The sequence below is a fragment of the Puniceibacterium antarcticum genome (genome assembly GCF_002760615.1).
GTDB lineage: Bacteria > Pseudomonadota > Alphaproteobacteria > Rhodobacterales > Rhodobacteraceae > Puniceibacterium > Puniceibacterium antarcticum.
In genome coordinates, this window is record NZ_AWWI01000100.1 from 1 (window position 1) to 16,754 (window position 16,754).

A 16,754-nucleotide genomic window follows, 5' to 3' on the forward strand; every position below is an offset into this window, starting at 1 on the left:
CATCTGCAGCTGGTGCGGCCCGCATGGCGGGCGACGGCGCGTGATCATTGGGTGCCGGTGCGCGATGGGCGCGATGTGGCGCGGGTTGTGCCGCCGTCTGCGCGGCTGCTGGTGACGTTGGGGCGTGCGGAGCTGCCCGGGCTGAAGGCGTTTCGCGGGGAGGTTCTGGCGCGGGTGATCGGGACGGAGTTTGGCGCCTTTCCGCTGCGGCGCGGGCGGTTTGTGCCCGGAACCGGGCCGTTTTCGGTGGTGGAAGAGATTGCGCTGCTGCGCCGGTTGCGGATTGACGGGCTGGTGCTGCGCAATGCGGGGGGGCCGGGGGGCTGGCCCAAGCTTGCCGCGGCGCGCCAGTTGGGTCTGCCGGTGATGATGGTGGCACGGCCCCGCCGCCCCGGTGGCGCACGGGTGGAGACAGTAAAGGAGGCCTTGGCATGGCTGAGCAAGAGACAAATATCGGCCGGGTGATCACCTCGGATGCCTGCGTGGCAGAGGGGGCGGCGTGGCTCGCGGCATCCGAGCCGCGCTTTGCGGAGGCGCTGGCGGCGACGGGGCCTTTGCCGCTGCGCCTGCGCCCAGACGGGTTCGGGCAGTTGTTGCAGGCGATCATCAGCCAGCAGGTGAGCGTGGCCAGTGCGCGCGCGATCTGGGGTAAGCTTGAGATGGCGGGCATGGTCACGGCACCCGCGATCCTGTCGGTAAACGAAGAGGATCTGCGGGCGCTGGGGCTGAGCCGACAAAAGGCCGGGTATGCCCATGCGCTGGCCGGGGCGGGGCTTGATTTCGACGCGCTGCGGGGGGATCCGACGGCGGAGGTTGTGCGCAAGCTGACGGCGGTCAAGGGCATCGGGATCTGGACGGCGGAAATCTATGCGATGTTCAGTCTGGGCCGTGCGGATGTCTTTGCCCCCGGCGATCTGGCCTTGCAGGAGGGGGCGCGGCTGTTGTTCGATCTGCCCGAGCGGCCCAAGGATAAGGCCCTGCGGCAGATGGCCGGGGCCTGGAGCCCGTGGAGATCGGTTGCGGCACGCATCCTCTGGGCCTACTACCATGTGGAGAAACAGAGAGAGGGAACCCTATGACGCGGGTATTGCAGGCAGAACGGCGCGAGCCGGTATCGGGAGAGACACGGTCCTGCGTGGTCTTTCTGCATGGCTACGGCGCGAACGGCGCAGACCTTTTGGGGCTGGCCGATCCGCTGGGCGAACATCTGCCCGACACGCTGTTTGTGGCACCTGATGCGCCCGAGGCCTGCGCCGGGGCGCCCTTCGGGTTTCAGTGGTTCCCGATCCCCTGGATCGACAATTCCAGCGAAGAAGAGGCCGAGGCCGGTCTGCTGCAGGCGGCGCAGGATCTGAACTCGTTTCTGGATGCGCTGATGGTGGATGAGGATCTGCTGCCCGAACAGGTGGTGCTGGTCGGGTTTTCCCAAGGATCGATGATGGCGCTGCATGTGGCGCCGCGCCGCGAGGATCCGATGGCGGGTATCGTCGCCTTTTCGGGGCGACTGCTGCAGCCGGAACTGCTGGTCGAGGATGTGGTGAGTTTCCCGCCGGTGCTGCTGCTGCATGGCGATCTGGATGATGTGGTGCCGCCGCAATCCCTGCCGCAGGCGGTCGAAGCGCTGCAGGCTGCGGGATTCGAGGACGTCTTTGCCCATGTCATGAAGGGCACGGCGCATGGAATCGCGCCGGACGGGCTGTCGGTGGCGCTGGCCTTCATGCGTGACAAGTGCGGGTTGTGACGGCGGAAGCGTGGTAGCGGGCGCTGCCCCCCGTCGCGCGGCACGACTGAGAAGCGGTAAGGGGGCGCTGCCCCAGTCGCGCGGCGCGACTGAGAAGCTGTAGGGGGCGCTGCCCCCGCCGCCCTTTGGGCGGCTCCCCTGGGATATTTAGAGGCAGATGAAGTGCGGGCTTTGTCACGCAGGGGCGCTGTTTTGGGGCGCTGTGCGTTTTTTAGCGAAATTATGCGAAGGTCGTTTACCTTTTGCGCCTATAGCCGGTTACAGGGTTCAGTGCCGCGTCTGCCTGTCATATGGGCGTTACCTGCGCCGCTTAACCCATGGCGGGACACTCCATATGGCGGGGCTTGCCAGATGCTTTCCGCGATATATAGTGATCTGAGGCTGGGGCAGGGTGTCCTGCTCTGGTGTCGCGGAAACGGGCAGGCAGTGCAGGAGACGAGTCCCCAATGGATGGCGATTTCAGAACAGCATTTGTGCGCGAGCCGGGGGCTCTGAGACAGAACCCTGCGCTGGTGCTGAATGCCGATTACCGACCCCTCTCTTATTACCCACTCAGTCTTTGGCCCTGGCAGGAGGCGGTCAAGGCGGCCTTCCTCGACAGGGTGGACATCGTGGCCGAATATGACGAGGTGGTGCGAAGCCCCTCGATGACCCTGAGAATTCCCAGCGTCGTGGTGCTGAAAGATTACGTAAAACCTCAAAAGCGCGTGGCTTTCACGCGCTTTAATCTTTTTTTGCGGGACGAATTCCACTGCCAGTATTGCGGCAGCAAGGGCGATCTGACCTTTGACCATGTGGTACCGCGTGCGGCGGGGGGGATCACATCCTGGGAAAACGTCGTGGCTGCCTGTGCGCCCTGCAATCTGCGCAAGGGATCCAAGAGCCTGCGGCAGGCGGGGCTGTCCCTGCGCAAGCCGCCGCGCCAGCCGCGTGCGGAAGATCTGCGCAACATGGGGCGCAAGTTCCCACCCAACCACCTGCACGACAGCTGGATGGATTACCTGTACTGGGATGCGGAACTGGAGGCCTGAGGTCTGCATTCTGTGGTCTGATGGGGTTTCGCGTGCCGGGCTCCGGGGGGCAGGGGATCGCCTGAGGGGCGATTGTTCTGCGTCATGCTCCGACAGAGCTGCGTGTTCTTCAGTTTGTTGAGAGCGGGGCAGACCGCTCCTTGGTCAGCTGCCCGCCGAAACATGGCTGCGCCCCTGCCGCAGGGGTGGATTATGATGCAGATCCCTCTGGCATCCGGGGGCAAAGTTGCCGGGAAGCCATACCAGAGTGTCCTGCGATGTACTAATGGTTGAGCGGCGCGCGTCGCCCGGATATGCCTTTGGCATGAACACAGATCACATATCAGAGTTCGACTCGGCCCTGCGGCGAAAACTCGACACCAAGACCAAACCGCAGGGGTCCCTGGGACGCATCGAAGACATCGCAGCGCAGGTTGCGCGGCTTCAGCGGCGGCTGGACCCGGTGATGAAGCGCTGTGCGCTGATTCTTTTTGCCGCCGATCACGGCATCGCAGAGGAGGGGCTGTCTGCCTATCCCCAGGCTGTGACCCGGCAGATGGTGGCGAATTTTGCCAGTGGCGGGGCGGCGGCGAATGTCTTTGCCCGTGCACAGGGCATGGATCTTCGGGTGATCAATGCCGGGGTGATCGGCGGCGCCTTTGACATGCTGGAGGTTGAGGAGCATGCGATCGCCGAAGGCACGGCAAATTTCCTGACCGGCCCCGCAATGACCGCCGCACAGGCGCAGGAGGCGCTGTATATTGGCGAGCATTTTGGCACCTGCGGCACCCATGATGCCACGGCCTTTGGCGAGATGGGGATCGGCAATACCTCTGCCGCTTCTGTGATGGCGCACAAGCTGACCGGTCTGCCGCTGGATGTGCTGGTCGGGCGTGGCACCGGGCTTGCGCCCGAGGGGCTGGCGCGCAAGCTGTCGGTTCTGGAACGGGCGGCGGCGCGCACGGGTGCGCTGACGCCGCGCGCCGTGCTGGAGCACTACGGCGGATTTGAAATCGTGATGATGACCGGCGCCATGCTGGGCGCTGCCAGGGCTAAGCGCATCGTGCTGGTGGATGGGTTCATCGCCACCGTTGCGGCAATGGCCGCCTGCGCGCTGGACCCTTCGGTGCGCGCGGCGATGATCTTTGCCCACCGCTCGGACGAGGCGGGGCACAGTGCGGTGCTTGAGACGATGGACGCCAGCCCGCTGCTGGATCTGAACATGCGGCTGGGAGAGGGATCCGGCGCCGCGCTGGCCTGGCCGTTGCTGAGCGCCTCTGTCGCCATGCTGAACGAGATGGCGAGCTTTGAGGATGCCGGCGTGTCCGGTCCGGCGTGATCCGGAGCCTGCGGGTGAAAGAGGCGCTGCGCATCGAATGGGGGCTGTTTCTGCTGGCGGTGCAGTTCCTGACCCGGCTGCCGGTGCCGCGGGATCTGCCATTTTCCGATGATCTTCTGATCCGGGCGACCAAATACTACACGCTGGTCGGCCTGCTGATCGGTCTGATCGGGGCCTGTGTGCTGATGGTCTTTGCCCGCCCGCTGGGCTTGCCGGTGGCGGTGGTGCTGTCGCTGGCCGCGACCCTGGCTGTGACGGGGGCGTTTCACGAAGACGGTCTGGCCGATGCGGCCGACGGGCTTTGGGGGGGGCTCACGCGCGAGCGGCGGCTTGAGATCATGCGCGACAGCCGCATCGGCACCTATGGCACCGTGGCGCTGATCACGGTGCTGGCGCTGAAACTGACGCTGCTGGCGAGCCTGACGCCCGGGGTGGCGGCTTGGGGGCTGGTTCTGGGCCATGTGCTGGGGCGGATGGCGGCGGTGCATGTGATTGCAACCACAGTTTATGCCCGGGATGTGGGGGCCAAGTTTGTCGCCCCTATGGTGACGGGCGATGGCTATCGGATTGCCCTGACCCTTGCGCTGGTCGTGCTGAGCTGCGGGGTTCTGGCGCTGGGGCCAGGGCCGGCGCTGACCGGGTTTGCCCTCTGCATTCTGCTTGGGCAGGTGATGCGGCGCATCTGTCTGGACCGGATCGGCGGGTATACCGGCGATTGTCTGGGGGCGATCCAGCAACTGGGCGAATTGGGGATCTATCTGGGACTTGCGCTGTGGCTGTGACGCTGGTGCGCCACACCCGGCCCGATGTCGCCAAGGGCATCTGTTACGGACGCACGGATTTGACCCTGGCCGAGGGGTTTGTGACGGAATGTGATGCTGTGATCGCGGCATTACCCCGGCCATCTGTTGTGGTCTCTTCACCTTTGGAACGATGCAGGGTGCTTGCCACGCGCGTGTCAGCGGAGTTTGGCGTGGATCTGATCCTGTCCGAGGATTTCATCGAGATGGATTTCGGCGCCTGGGAGGGGGTTGCTTGGGACGCCATCGGGCGCGGCCCGCTGGATGACTGGGCCGCGGATTTTCTGGGCTATGCGGGCCATGGCGGGGAAAGCGTGGCCCAGCTGCGCGACCGCGTGGCGCGGGGCCTGTCCGGCCTGCCCGATGGCGCCGTTGTGGTGACCCATGCCGGGGTGATCAAGGCGGCGCTGGCGCTGCGCGGTGATGCGGCGGGCTGGGACCATCGTTCGGAATTTGGCGCGGTGGTGCCGCTGTGACAGGCTTGCGATCTTGTCGCTGGTACGTTCCAATGGCCACTGTTCGTGCCGCTGGGGGATGGCCATGAGCGGAGTCGCATCAGAGGCCGCGGGGCTGGATCTGCGCCTTCTGGTGCCGCTGGTTGCCGCGCTCTGTGCCTTTGTCGCCTGGGTGGGGCGGATCTGGTATGAAGGCTGGCAGGACAACCGTCGCCGGGCCCGCGCGCAGGACAATCTGGTGCGCGCGCTTTATGCCGAGATCGATTTCAACACCCGCGATATGGAAGAGTTTTTGGAAAAATCGCCGTCAGAGGCGGTCTTGCGCGACAAGATGACCGCCGATCCGAACCTTGTGCCGCATATCACCGACGCGCGCCATACCGAGATTTATCGCTGCCGGATCAGTGAATTGCACACGGTCAAGCATGAAACCCTGCGCCGGATGGTGCATTTCTACGGGGTGCTGGAAAAGATCAAGGTGCAGATCGACGCCGACAACTACCCCAGTTACAAGACGCTGAGTATCGAGGGGCGGATGAATGCGGTTTTGGTGATCATCCGCACAGCCGAGCGCGCCCGCGATTTCGGACAGGATATTCTGGACGATATGGCAGAGGACTACGTGGCACTGGGTTTGACGCGCTTTGACCGCAGTTTCAGGTCCCGCCTGTAGGTGCTGAAAGACTGACGCCAACAGGGCAGGCGCCGTCCGGAACGGGATTTGGATCAGACGATGATCGGATCAGGACTGGTCATAGGCACCTCTTTCAAGCCGCATGCGCATGCTTTGGTTATATCCGATTTCGGCCCGCCGACAAAGCGGTTTGATCGGGTGGGTCACACACCCTGTGTCGCCGACAGCTGTCTGATCAGCTCAGACCAGCTGATTGCCAACAAAAGATAGGCAGCAGGCGGCTTAACATCAAGTTAAGCCGCCCGTTTCCTTTTCAGGATGCCTGAGGTCACACCGCTTAGAAACCCACGTCACCATTGGTGTTCTGCCAGGGTTTCACAAGGTTGCCAAAGCGGGTGAACTGCCCCTCGAACGACAATTCGACCGTGCCGATTGGGCCGTGACGTTGCTTGCCGATGACAACTTCGGCCTTGCCGTGCAGGCGTTCCATTTCCTCTTGCCACTGGGCCATCTTGTCGAGGTCGTGATCACCGGGCTTTTCGCGTTCCTTGTAATATTCCTCGCGGAACACAAACATCACGACGTCCGCATCCTGTTCGATCGACCCGGATTCCCGCAGGTCGGAAAGCTGCGGGCGCTTATCCTCGCGGGATTCGACCTGACGCGACAGCTGCGACAGGGCGATGACCGGAATGTGCAATTCCTTGGCGATGGCCTTGAGGCCCATGGTGATTTCCGAGATTTCGTTCACCCGGTTTTCCGACTTGCCCGTGCCACGCACCAGCTGCAGATAATCGACGATCAGAACATCCAGCCCATGGGTCCGCTTCAGCCGCCGCGCGCGCGCCGCAAGCTGTGAAATCGGCAGGGCAGGCGTGTCGTCGATATAAAGCGGGCAGGCCTCCAGCGATTTGGCGGCGTCGACGAAACGGCGGAATTCGGCCTCTGTCATGTCGCCCCGGCGGATTTGTTCGGAGGGCACTTCGGACGCTTCGGACAGGATCCGCGCGGCCAGCTGTTCGGCGCTCATTTCCAGCGAATAGAACCCGACCACGCCGCCTTCTATCGCGCCTTCGGTGCCGTCGGCTTTCATGCCGCGCTTGTACGCCTTGGCCACATTGAAGGCGATGTTGGTGGCGAGCGAGGTTTTCCCCATCGACGGACGCCCGGCGAGGATCAGAAGGTCAGAGGGATGCAGACCGCCCAGTTTCTTGTCCATATCGACAAGCCCGGTGGAAATCCCCGACAGGCCCCCCTCACGCTGATAGGCGGCATTGGCGACATTGACCGCATCGGTGACGGCGCGCAGAAAGCTTTGGAAGCCGGAGTCAGAATTGCCCTGTTCGGCCAGCTTGTAGAGCGCCTGTTCCGCCTCGACGATCTGTTCACGCGGCTCATTACTCACATCGACCTTGGACGCCTTGGCGCTGATGTCGCGGCCAAGCGAGATCAGATCGCGCCGGATCGCAAGGTCATAGATCATCTGTGCATAGTCACGCACCGCAAAGGAGCTGACCGCAGCGCCGGCAAGACGGGCAAGATAGGCGGGGCCGCCCAGTTCCTTCAGTCCCTCGTCATCCTCCATGAACGCCTTGAGCGTCACGGGAGAGGCGAGGTTGTTCTTGGCGATGCGGGCGGCGGCGATTTCATAGATGCGGGCATGGACCGGATCATAGAAATGCTGCGAACTGATGATGCTGGCGATCCGGTCGTAAATGTCGTTGTTGGTCAGGATCGCGCCCAGAAGCTGTTGTTCCGCCTCGATGGAATGCGGCATGGTTTCCGGGGCCTGCACCTCGGCGCCGGTCGGATTGAATGCGGTGACTTCGTTCATCATCTGCCCCTGATTTCTGCTCTGGTCCGCGTGCCGGTTGGCCGGTCTTGCGTGTTGGATCATCATAGCGAAAGCGCCTGCCGACCCCTAGGGGGAACAAGTCTGTGGACAAGTCCCGGGAAGCGGCGGCGCTCCGCTGATGATCGAAAAGTTGCCTCAGCATAGGGTATGGCGCCCCGTGCTGTCCACCATATCTGGGAATGACGCGCGATTCTCCGCGCGTCATTCGCCTCAGCCCTGTGGAAGATTTATTTCTTGTTCAGTTCCCGCCACTTGCCGGGATCGGTCAGGAAGGCCTCGACCTGACGCAGCGTTTCAGCGTCAAAGATGCCTTGCGATTTCGCCTCGGCCAGAACGTCCCACCAGGTGCACAGATGGTGCAGGCTGACGCCGTGATCGCCCAGTGTCTTGATCGTTTCGGGGAAGATGCCGTAGTAAAAAATCACTGCCGTATGGGCACAGCTTGCCCCGGTTTCGCGGATCGCATCCACAAAGGACAGCTTTGATCCGCCATCAGTGGTCAGATCCTCAACCAGCAGCACACGCTCGCCCTCACTCATAGCACCTTCGATCCGGGCGTTGCGGCCATAGCCTTTGGGCTTCTTGCGCACATAGGTCATGGGCAGGGCCATGCGTTCGGCCACAAGGGCGGCAAACGGAATGCCGGCAGTTTCTCCGCCCGCAATGTTGTCGAACGCCTCGAACCCGGCGTCGCGCATCACCTTGGCGGTCAGAAAATCCATCAGGGTGGAGCGGATGCGCGGATAAGAGATCAGCTTGCGGCAGTCGATATAGACCGGCGAGGGCAGGCCAGAGGCAAAGATGAACGGCTCTGCCGCGTTGAAATGCACCGCCTTGATTTCCAGCAGCATGCGGGCGGTCAGGCGGGCCATCTCTTCAGAGGTCGGGGCATTGGTCGGGATCATCTGGCGGGCCTTTCGATGGGTGGTCGTGGTGCGTCTGTGCCCCGCTTTGGGGCTTTGTTCGTGCCCCTAAGGGGTAATGCTCCAATGCAGCGGGAATCCGGGGTCGAACACCGTCACCGTGTCGCCATCTGCATCGATCTTCTTGGGATAGGTGACAGGTGCACCCTTTGTCAGGGTCAGCGTCGTCTTATTCACTGGGAGGCGATAGAATGCCGGGCCGTTGAGCGAGGTGAACGCCTCAAGTCTGTCCAGCGCACCGTCTTGTTCGAATACTTCTGCCAAGATAGACATCGTGTTGGTGGCGGTGAAACACCCCGCACAGCCGCAGGCATGTTCCTTGAGCGCATCCACATGAGGGGCGGAATCCGTGCCCAGGAAATAGCTCGGATCGTCCGAGGTGGCGGCTGCGCGCAGGGCAAGGCGGTGCTCTTCACGCTTGGCAACCGGCAGGCAGTAATAATGCGGCTTGATCCCGCCAACGAGCAGATGGTTGCGGTTGATCACCAGATGATGTGTGGTGATTGTCGCTGCCAGATCATCGCCGCCCTCACGGGCATACTGCGCCCCTTGCGAGGTGGTGATATGTTCCATCACGACCCGCAGGCCGGGCGTCGCGCGGCGCACCGGGTCCAGAACGCGGTCGATGAACACCGCCTCGCGGTCAAAGATATCGACGGCGGGATCTGTCACCTCGCCATGCATACACAGCGGCAGACCGATCTCGGCCATGCGCTCCAGCACCGGGCGGACCGTGTCGAAATTGCTCACACCAGAGGCGGAATTGGTCGTCGCCCCCGCCGGATAGAGCTTCACCGCCTTCACCAGACCAGAGGCATGGGCGGCTGCCACATCTGCCGGATCGGTGTCCTCGGTCAGGTACAGCGTCATCAGCGGCTCAAACACCGTGCCCTCGGGCAGGGCGGCCAGGATGCGGTCACGATACGCGGCAGCCTGCGCGCCCGTCACCACGGGCGGCACAAGGTTGGGCATGATGATCGCACGGGCAAAATGCCGTGCAGTTTCGGGCGCCACGGCGCGCAGCATGGCGCCATCGCGCAGATGCAGGTGCCAGTCATCCGGACGGCAAAGGGTAAGGCTCTGTGTCATGGCGTCGGCGTTAGCACGGGCGCGGGCGCAGGCGCCAGAGAATTTGCGCCCCTTGCAGTGCGATAATCCGCAGCTGCCCGTGACATGGGCGCCGCCTTGCCCCAGCGCTGCGCCGGACGGGTGTTCTAGATCGTTCCAAACGCTGAGCTCACCCGCCGTCCATGCGACCTATGCGCTATTGACCCAAGCCGACCCGCCGTGCAGCAACAGGGCACACAGCAGGAGCATGACATGCAGATACCGCCCACCATCGACGCCGTTCAAAGCACGCTGGCCGACACCGGCTATGTCTGCGGACGCGCGCTGGCCACGGTTGTCTTCCTGTCGCTCAAACTCGGACGCCCCTTGTTCCTTGAGGGCGAGGCCGGTGTGGGCAAGACCGAAATCGCCAAGGCGCTGGCGCAGGCCCTTGGCCGCCGTCTGATCCGCCTGCAATGTTACGAAGGGCTCGATGTCTCCTCTGCCGTCTATGAATGGAACTTCCCGGCGCAGATGATCGCCATCCGCACGGCCGAGGCCGCAGGGGGCGCGGATCGGCAGGCGCTGAAAACCGAACTTTTCTCGCGCGAATACCTTGTCGAACGCCCGCTGCTGCAGGCCATGCGCCCGGACGAAAACGGCGCGCCGATCCTGCTGATTGATGAACTCGACCGCACCGATGAACCGTTCGAGGCCTTCCTGCTCGAAGCGCTGTCGGATTTTCAGGTCACCATCCCGGAACTTGGCACGATCAAGGCGCCAGAGCCGCCCATCGTCATCCTGACCAGCAACCGCACCCGCGAGGTGCACGATGCGCTGAAACGCCGTTGCCTGTATCACTGGGTCGACTATCCGGATTTCGACCGAGAGATAGAGATCCTGCAAACCCGCGAGCCCGAGGCGTCGGAAACCCTCAGCCGCGAAATCGTCGCCTTCGTGCAGAAACTGCGCACAGAGGATCTGTTCAAGAAACCCGGAGTCGCGGAAACCATCGACTGGGCGAAATGCCTGCTCGCGCTGGATGTGATCGACCTCTCCCCCGAAGTCATCTCTGACACCCTTGGCGCCATCCTGAAATACCAGGATGACATCCAGAAAATCCAAGGCTCAGAAGCGAAACGCCTGCTGGACGAGGCCCGCGCCTCGCTCGCCCCGGCCTGATGTTTCATCTGCCCATAAATATCCCGGGGGGCGCCGCAGGCGCGGGGCAGAGCCCCAAAGGACGCTGATGGCCGAATACATCCCCCTCGATCTGCCCGAGAACCCCAAACTCTCCCATAACATCACCCATTTCGCCCGCGCGCTGCGCCGCGCGGGTCTGCCCATCGGCACGGGCCGGGTGATCGACGCCATCCGCGCGGTCGAGGCAGCGGGTTTCACCGACCGGCGTGATTTCTACTGGACGCTGCACGCCTGTTTCGTCAACCGCCCCGAACACCGCACGGTGTACAATCAGATCTTCCGGCTTTACTGGCGCGACCCACGTTACCTTGAACACATGATGTCGATGCTGCTGCCCGCGATCCGCGGCGCGCAGGAAGAAAAGCCTGCGCAGGCGGCTGAAAAACGCGCCGCAGAGGCGCTGCTGGACGGCAAACAGCCCGAAGCCCCCGAACGCCCCGAGGCGGAGGAGGAGGAAACCCTGATCAAGGTCGATGCCTCGATGACCATGTCGGCCGAGGAAAAGCTGCGCCGCCTCGATTTCGAACAGATGTCCACGGCCGAGATTGCCGAGGCCAAGCGCATGCTCGCGCGGCTGAAACTTCCCGTCAAACCGCTGCCTTCGCGCCGGGGCATGGCGGCGCTGAACGGGCATGACGTCGACTGGCGCCGCTCGATCCGCGCCGCCATGCGCCAGGGCGGCGAGATGCGCAGCTTCGCCCAGACCAGACCCCGCCCGCGCTGGCCCAATCTGGTGGTGCTCTGCGATATTTCCGGCTCGATGAGCCAGTATTCCCGCATGGTGCTGCATTTCCTGCATGCGGTCGCCAATGAAAAGGGCGCAGGCTGGGCCCGTGTGCACGCCTTTACCTTTGGCACGCGCCTCACCAATATCACCCGCCATCTGGCCACGCGTGATGTGGACACCGCCCTGAAATCCGCCGGGGCTGAGGCACAGGACTGGGAGGGCGGCACGCGCATCGCCTCCTCCCTGCACGCCTTCAACCGGGACTGGTCGCGCCGGGTCATGGGGCAGGGCGCTGTGGTGCTGCTGATCACCGATGGGCTGGACCGCGACGACGGTGGCGCCCTGTCACGAGAGATGGAGCGTTTGCAGCTTTCTGCCCGGCGGCTGATCTGGCTGAACCCGCTGCTGCGCTGGGATGGCTTTGCCCCCAAGGCGGCCGGAATCCGCGCGATGCTGCCGCATGTGCACTCCTTCCGCGCCGGGCATTCCGTGCAGTCGCTGCAGGATCTGGCTGACGTGATCTCTCGCCCTGAGGATGTGGGGGAAAAGACGCGTCTGATGGCGATGATGGCGCCCTGAAACGGCGGGGTGTGCCTGAACTCTGCCCGTCGCAGACTCAAATGTTTCAACCCCGGCGGTGAACCGCCGAGTGTGGATGTGCCCCGCGCGAAACTCCCTAGCCTGTTCACGCGTTTCTACCCCATACCGCTGCGGCGGACCTTGGAAAGGACATGTAATGAAACCCGGATTCCTCAAATCGTCGACAGCGATGGTGCTGGTGGCAAGCCTTGCCGCCGCGCCGATCCCGAGCTTTGCCCAGAGTGCCGACAGCGATCCTGCAGCGCAGACTGACGACGCGGGCCAGGCCGATCTGTTGCGCCAACAGCTGCAAGACGCAATCGACGCCCAGGCCGATGTTGACGCCGCTGCTGAAACCCCGGCAGCGGAGCCGGAACCCGTGCCAGAGGTGCTGCCAGAACCCGTGCCAGAGGTGCTGCCAGAACCCGTGCCAGAGCCCGTAACGGAACCCGCGCCCGAACCGGTCCCTCAAAACGTCGCACCAGAGCCAGAAGCCGCACCCGAAGCGCCGCAAGCCGACGAACCGACCCCGCAAGCCCAGACAATCCCAGACGCCGCGCCAGAGGCCGCGCAACCTGAAGCCGCGCCAGAGGCCGCGCAACCTGAAGCCGCGCCAGAGGCCGCGCAACCTGAAGTCGCACCGGAGGCTGCGCAACGTCAAGCTGTGCCGGAACCTGCGACAGAGGCCGTAGAACCCGACGCTACGCCTGAGGTTGCGCCGGAAGCCGAGACCAGCGCACCGCAAGCGCCGATCGAGCCTGCGGCACCGGAAGGAGAGGCCGCAGACGAACCCCTTGCGCCCGCCGATACGGCCGCCGAACCCCAATCCGACACCTCCGCCGAAAGTCTGGAGCAAAGCCTGCAACGCCTGAGCGATCAGAACGACGGCGCGCTTGAGACCACCGCCGAGACTGCGGCCGAGACCACACCCGAGACCGCGGCCCAGATCGAGGATGTGACCCCGATCGATTCCCAAGCCCAGGCCGAGGTTCAGGCAGAAGCGGAAGCGCAAGCGCCCGCCTCTCTGGCGGCGAGCAGTGATGCCGCGCCGGCAGAAGCCGAGCTGGTCGAGGAGACGGTGACCGAAGACACCGCACGCAGTTCGAGCGAGGAGTTCGGCACCAATCTCCAAGGCGAGGCGCAGACAGCGCCCGCCGCAAAGAAAAAGGACAAGAAAGACGACAAGGGCCTGAGCAACTTTGAAAAGGTGGCCCTGCTGGGCATAGGCGCTGTCGCCATCGGCACGCTGCTGCGCAAGAACGAAACCGTCGCGGCAAATACCGGCGATCGGGTGATCGCCGAGCAGAACGGCCAGTTCCGGGTGATCAAGAATGACGACGCCCTGCTGCGTCAGCCCGGTTCAGACATCAAGACCTACACCTATTCCGACGGCTCGACCCGCACCATCGTAACCCGCGAGGATGGCAGCGAGGTTGAAACCGTCCGCGCCGTTGATGGCCGCGTGCTGCGCCGTGCGCGCAACCTGCCGGACGGGACAAGTGCACTGCTGTTTGACGACACCCAAAGCTCTCGTGCGGTGGATGTGAGTGCGCTGCCGCAGATCAGCAGCCGCCGTTCGGTCGATTACCGCGGTCTGCAGGCCGATGACCTTGCCGCCGCGCTGACAGCTGCGCAGGCCAAGAATGTGAACCGGACCTTCTCGCTCAGCCAGATCCGCAACATCGACGCGGTGCGCAAGCTGGTGCCGGAAATCAACGTCGATTCCGTGAACTTTGCCACCAATTCCGCAGTGATTCAGCCGCAGGAGGCCGAGGCACTGGCCGCCCTTGGCAATGCCATGCGCCGGATGATCGAACGCAATCCGTCCGAGGTGTTCCTTGTCGAAGGCCATACCGATGCGGTGGGTGCAGCGGGCTACAACCTTGCCCTGTCGGACCGTCGCGCGGAATCGGTGGCGCTGGCGCTGACCGAATATTTCCGGGTGCCGCCAGAAAACCTTGTGGTGCAGGGGTACGGCGAAAGCGATCTGATGCTGCGCACATCTGCCGCTGAACGCTCCAACCGCCGCGCCGCCGTGCGCCGCATCACGCCGCTGCTGGATGGCAGCAACGGCTGATCCTGCCAGTGGCTACAAAAAGCAACAAAAAGGCCCTGTGCAGCGCTGCACGGGGCCTTTTTACATCGTGAACCGGGAACGCCGGGGATCAGCCGAAGATCGACCCGAAACTGCCGCGATAGAGCGCCGACAATTCGTCCAGCGGCATGTCCGCGCCGCCCATGCGCACCGTGGTGCCGCCAAACTTGCCCACGGCGATGATCGGCACACCGGCGGCACCGGCCTTGGCCATCAGGGCCTCGGCCTCGTCAAAGGTGCAGGCGACCAGATAGCGCGCCTGATCTTCGCCGAACAGGGTCGGGGTGTCGTCCATGTCCAGCGTGACACCAACGCCCGACGCCTCGGCCATCTCGAACGCGGCAAGGGCAAGGCCCCCATCCGACAGATCGGTGCAGGAACAAATCAGAGCGCGGTTGTCGCGGATGAAATCGCCGTTGCGCCGCTCAGCCGCCAGATCCACATGCGGCGCATCACCGTCTTCGCGGTTGAAGATTTCCGCCAGCAGCGCGGATTGCCCCAGGTGGCCCGTCGTCTCGCCAATCACCAGCGCCACATGACCGTCGCGGGCAAAGCCCAGGATCGGCTCTTCGCCGTCGGCAATCAGACCCACGGCGCCGATGGTCGGGGTCGGCAGGATACCCACACCGTCGGTTTCGTTGTACAGCGACACGTTGCCCGACACGATCGGCATATCCAGCGCAAGACAGGCCGCGCTGATGCCGCGCAGGGCGCCGACGAACTGGCCCATGATCACGGGCTTCTCGGGGTTGCCAAAGTTCAGATTGTCGGTGGTCGCAAGCGGTTTCGCCCCCACAGCGCAAAGGTTGCGGAACGCCTCGGCCACAGCCTGCTTGCCACCTTCTTCGGGGTTGGCCTTGACGTAGCGCGGCGTCACATCCGAGGTAAAGGCCAGCTTCTTGCCCGTCCCATGCACCCGGATCACCCCGGCGCCAAAGCCGGGAATGCGCACGGTATCAGCCATGACCTGGCTGTCATACTGTTCGTAAACCCATGTGCGCGCGCAGTAATTCGGGCTGACCAGCAGCGCCTTCAGCCCGTGCAGCGGGTCGATCTGCGGCACGTCCGACAGCGGATCGGCGGGCGGCGTTGCCTCCCACGGGCGGTCATATTCGGGCGCGTTGCCTGACAGCGCCTTCAGCGGCAGATCGGCCTTGACCTCACCATTGTGCATGACAAGGAAACGGTCCTCGGCAATCGTCTCGCCCACGATGGCGAAATCGAGGTCCCATTTGTCGAACACCGCCTTGGCCTCGGCCTCTTTGGACGGGTCCAGAACCATCAGCATGCGTTCCTGCGACTCCGACAGCATCATCTCATAGGCGGTCATCGCCGTTTCGCGGCAGGGGACCTTTTCCAGATCCAGACGCACGCCCAGATCGCCCTTGTCACCCATTTCCACGGCAGAACAGGTAAGGCCGGCCGCCCCCATATCCTGAATGGAAATCACAGCGCCGGTCTGCATCAGCTCCAGCGTCGCCTCCATCAGGCGCTTTTCGGTGAACGGATCCCCCACCTGCACGGTGGGGCGTTTCTCTTCGATCGTATCGTCGAACTCGGCGCTGGCCATGGTGGCCCCGCCCACACCGTCGCGGCCCGTCTTGGCACCCAGATAGACAACAGGGCGCCCGACACCGCTGGCGGCGGAATAGAAAATCTTGTCCGTATCGGCAAGGCCCGCAGCAAAGGCATTGACCAGACAGTTGCCGTTATAGGCCGAATGGAAACGCACCTCGCCCCCGACGGTCGGCACACCAAAGGCATTGCCATAGCCGCCGACCCCTTCGACGACGCCATGCACAAGGCGTCGGGTCTTGTGATGCGACGGCTCGCCAAAGGACAGCGAGTTCATGGCGGCGATGGGGCGTGCGCCCATGGTGAACACATCGCGCAAAATGCCGCCGACACCTGTGGCCGCACCCTGATATGGTTCGATGTAGGAGGGGTGATTGTGGCTTTCCATCTTGAACACGACAGCCTGACCATCGCCGATATCGACCACACCGGCATTTTCGCCGGGGCCGCAGATCACCTGCGGGCCTGTGGTCGGCAGGGTGCGCAGCCATTTCTTGGAGGACTTGTAGGAACAATGCTCGTTCCACATGGCCGAAAAGATGCCAAGTTCCGTGAACGTCGGTTCGCGGCCGATGATGTCAAGGATACGCTGATACTCATCAGGCTTGATCCCGTGGGATGCGATCAATTCGTCTGTGATGGCCGGTTCTTGCATTGTTCATAACTCCCCATACGGATGAGGGCGCTATAAGCCAGCCCGCGCGTGGGGGAAAGGGGCCGCTCCTTGAAACGCGGCCGATAAGGCGCAAAAGACGCGCCCAGCGGCTAAAG

The 16,754-nt window shown here is 63.5% G+C and carries 15 protein-coding genes; 11 read left to right on the top strand and 4 right to left on the bottom strand.

The genetic code is table 11. The annotated features are described in order from the left end of the window. From P775_RS13640 to P775_RS13675, 8 genes are all read left to right on the top strand, one after another. On the top strand, nt 1-465 hold a 465-nt coding region (locus P775_RS13640; RefSeq protein ID WP_180287438.1), incomplete at its 5' end, for a precorrin-6A/cobalt-precorrin-6A reductase. Next, the gene (locus P775_RS13645; RefSeq protein ID WP_099911504.1) at nt 432-1,079 is read left to right on the top strand and encodes a DNA-3-methyladenine glycosylase family protein; all 648 of its coding nucleotides are present in this window, start codon (nt 432-434) and stop codon (nt 1,077-1,079) included. The genes P775_RS13640 and P775_RS13645, both read left to right, overlap by 34 nt. Further along, nucleotides 1,076-1,741 carry an alpha/beta hydrolase gene (locus P775_RS13650; protein ID WP_099911505.1) on the top strand — a complete coding sequence of 222 codons (666 nt, stop codon included), beginning with the start codon at nt 1,076-1,078 and terminating at the stop codon, nt 1,739-1,741. Before P775_RS13645 ends, P775_RS13650 begins: the two co-directional genes overlap by 4 nt. A 446-nt stretch (nt 1,742-2,187) precedes the next feature. Then, nucleotides 2,188-2,772, top strand: a complete 585-nt coding sequence (locus P775_RS13655) for an HNH endonuclease (protein WP_099911506.1) — start codon at nt 2,188-2,190, stop codon at nt 2,770-2,772. Nucleotides 2,773-3,076: 304 nt separating this feature from the next. Beyond that, the gene (cobT, locus tag P775_RS13660; RefSeq protein ID WP_099911666.1) at nt 3,077-4,090 is read left to right on the top strand and encodes a nicotinate-nucleotide--dimethylbenzimidazole phosphoribosyltransferase; all 1,014 of its coding nucleotides are present in this window, start codon (nt 3,077-3,079) and stop codon (nt 4,088-4,090) included. 14 nt (nt 4,091-4,104) lie between these two features. Then, on the top strand, nt 4,105-4,872 hold the full coding sequence (gene cobS / locus P775_RS13665) for an adenosylcobinamide-GDP ribazoletransferase (protein ID WP_218967700.1): 768 nt from the start codon (nt 4,105-4,107) through the stop codon (nt 4,870-4,872). After that, complete coding sequence (locus P775_RS28080; protein ID WP_180287439.1) at nt 4,863-5,366, top strand: histidine phosphatase family protein; 504 nt, start codon at nt 4,863-4,865, stop codon at nt 5,364-5,366. Before cobS ends, P775_RS28080 begins: the two co-directional genes overlap by 10 nt. 64 nt (nt 5,367-5,430) lie before the next feature. Beyond that, entirely contained in the window at nt 5,431-6,018 is a 588-nt protein-coding gene (locus P775_RS13675) for a hypothetical protein (RefSeq protein ID WP_099911507.1), read from the top strand. Between the two features lie 298 nt (nt 6,019-6,316). Here P775_RS13675 and P775_RS13685 read toward each other — a convergent pair whose 3' ends face one another. The 3 genes from P775_RS13685 to pyrC form a co-directional block, all read right to left on the bottom strand. After that, nucleotides 6,317-7,813, bottom strand: coding sequence for a replicative DNA helicase (locus P775_RS13685; protein WP_099911509.1), 1,497 nt, complete (start codon nt 7,811-7,813; stop codon nt 6,317-6,319). A 248-nt stretch (nt 7,814-8,061) separates the two neighbouring features. Further along, nucleotides 8,062-8,739 carry an orotate phosphoribosyltransferase gene (locus P775_RS13690; protein ID WP_099911510.1) on the bottom strand — a complete coding sequence of 226 codons (678 nt, stop codon included), beginning with the start codon at nt 8,737-8,739 and terminating at the stop codon, nt 8,062-8,064. 66 nt (nt 8,740-8,805) lie between these two features. Beyond that, nucleotides 8,806-9,846: a dihydroorotase gene (pyrC, locus tag P775_RS13695; protein ID WP_099911511.1), complete on the bottom strand. Its 1,041-nt coding sequence runs from the start codon at nt 9,844-9,846 to the stop codon at nt 8,806-8,808. Nucleotides 9,847-10,077: 231 nt separating this feature from the next. On the opposite strand from pyrC, the gene P775_RS13700 reads away from it, so the two are divergent. From P775_RS13700 to P775_RS13710, 3 genes are all read left to right on the top strand, one after another. Then, nucleotides 10,078-10,986, top strand: a complete 909-nt coding sequence (locus P775_RS13700; RefSeq protein ID WP_099911512.1) for an AAA family ATPase — start codon at nt 10,078-10,080, stop codon at nt 10,984-10,986. Nucleotides 10,987-11,053: 67 nt separating this feature from the next. Further along, nucleotides 11,054-12,313: a vWA domain-containing protein gene (locus P775_RS13705; protein WP_099911513.1), complete on the top strand. Its 1,260-nt coding sequence runs from the start codon at nt 11,054-11,056 to the stop codon at nt 12,311-12,313. A gap of 157 nt (nt 12,314-12,470) precedes the next feature. Beyond that, nucleotides 12,471-14,390 (top strand): OmpA family protein, encoded by a 1,920-nt coding sequence (locus tag P775_RS13710; protein WP_099911514.1) that lies wholly within the window; start codon nt 12,471-12,473, stop codon nt 14,388-14,390. A gap of 88 nt (nt 14,391-14,478) precedes the next feature. Here P775_RS13710 and purL read toward each other — a convergent pair whose 3' ends face one another. Beyond that, nucleotides 14,479-16,638, bottom strand: a complete 2,160-nt coding sequence (gene purL / locus P775_RS13715; RefSeq protein ID WP_099911515.1) for a phosphoribosylformylglycinamidine synthase subunit PurL — start codon at nt 16,636-16,638, stop codon at nt 14,479-14,481. Nucleotides 16,639-16,754: the final 116 nt, after the last annotated feature.

What these genes read in the sequence shown, in the direction of transcription:
- P775_RS13645 (WP_099911504.1), top strand. Translation starts at nt 432, where the DNA reads ATGGCTGAGCAAGAGACAAATATCGGCCGGGTGATCACCTCGGATGCC.
- P775_RS13650 (WP_099911505.1), top strand. Translation starts at nt 1,076, where the DNA reads ATGACGCGGGTATTGCAGGCAGAACGGCGCGAGCCGGTATCGGGAGAG.
- P775_RS13655 (WP_099911506.1), top strand. Translation starts at nt 2,188, where the DNA reads ATGGATGGCGATTTCAGAACAGCATTTGTGCGCGAGCCGGGGGCTCTG.
- cobT (WP_099911666.1), top strand. Translation starts at nt 3,077, where the DNA reads ATGAACACAGATCACATATCAGAGTTCGACTCGGCCCTGCGGCGAAAA.
- P775_RS13675 (WP_099911507.1), top strand. Translation starts at nt 5,431, where the DNA reads ATGAGCGGAGTCGCATCAGAGGCCGCGGGGCTGGATCTGCGCCTTCTG.
- P775_RS13685 (WP_099911509.1), bottom strand. Translation starts at nt 7,813, where the DNA reads ATGAACGAAGTCACCGCATTCAATCCGACCGGCGCCGAGGTGCAGGCC.
- P775_RS13690 (WP_099911510.1), bottom strand. Translation starts at nt 8,739, where the DNA reads ATGATCCCGACCAATGCCCCGACCTCTGAAGAGATGGCCCGCCTGACC.
- pyrC (WP_099911511.1), bottom strand. Translation starts at nt 9,846, where the DNA reads ATGACACAGAGCCTTACCCTTTGCCGTCCGGATGACTGGCACCTGCAT.
- P775_RS13700 (WP_099911512.1), top strand. Translation starts at nt 10,078, where the DNA reads ATGCAGATACCGCCCACCATCGACGCCGTTCAAAGCACGCTGGCCGAC.
- P775_RS13705 (WP_099911513.1), top strand. Translation starts at nt 11,054, where the DNA reads ATGGCCGAATACATCCCCCTCGATCTGCCCGAGAACCCCAAACTCTCC.
- P775_RS13710 (WP_099911514.1), top strand. Translation starts at nt 12,471, where the DNA reads ATGAAACCCGGATTCCTCAAATCGTCGACAGCGATGGTGCTGGTGGCA.
- purL (WP_099911515.1), bottom strand. Translation starts at nt 16,638, where the DNA reads ATGCAAGAACCGGCCATCACAGACGAATTGATCGCATCCCACGGGATC.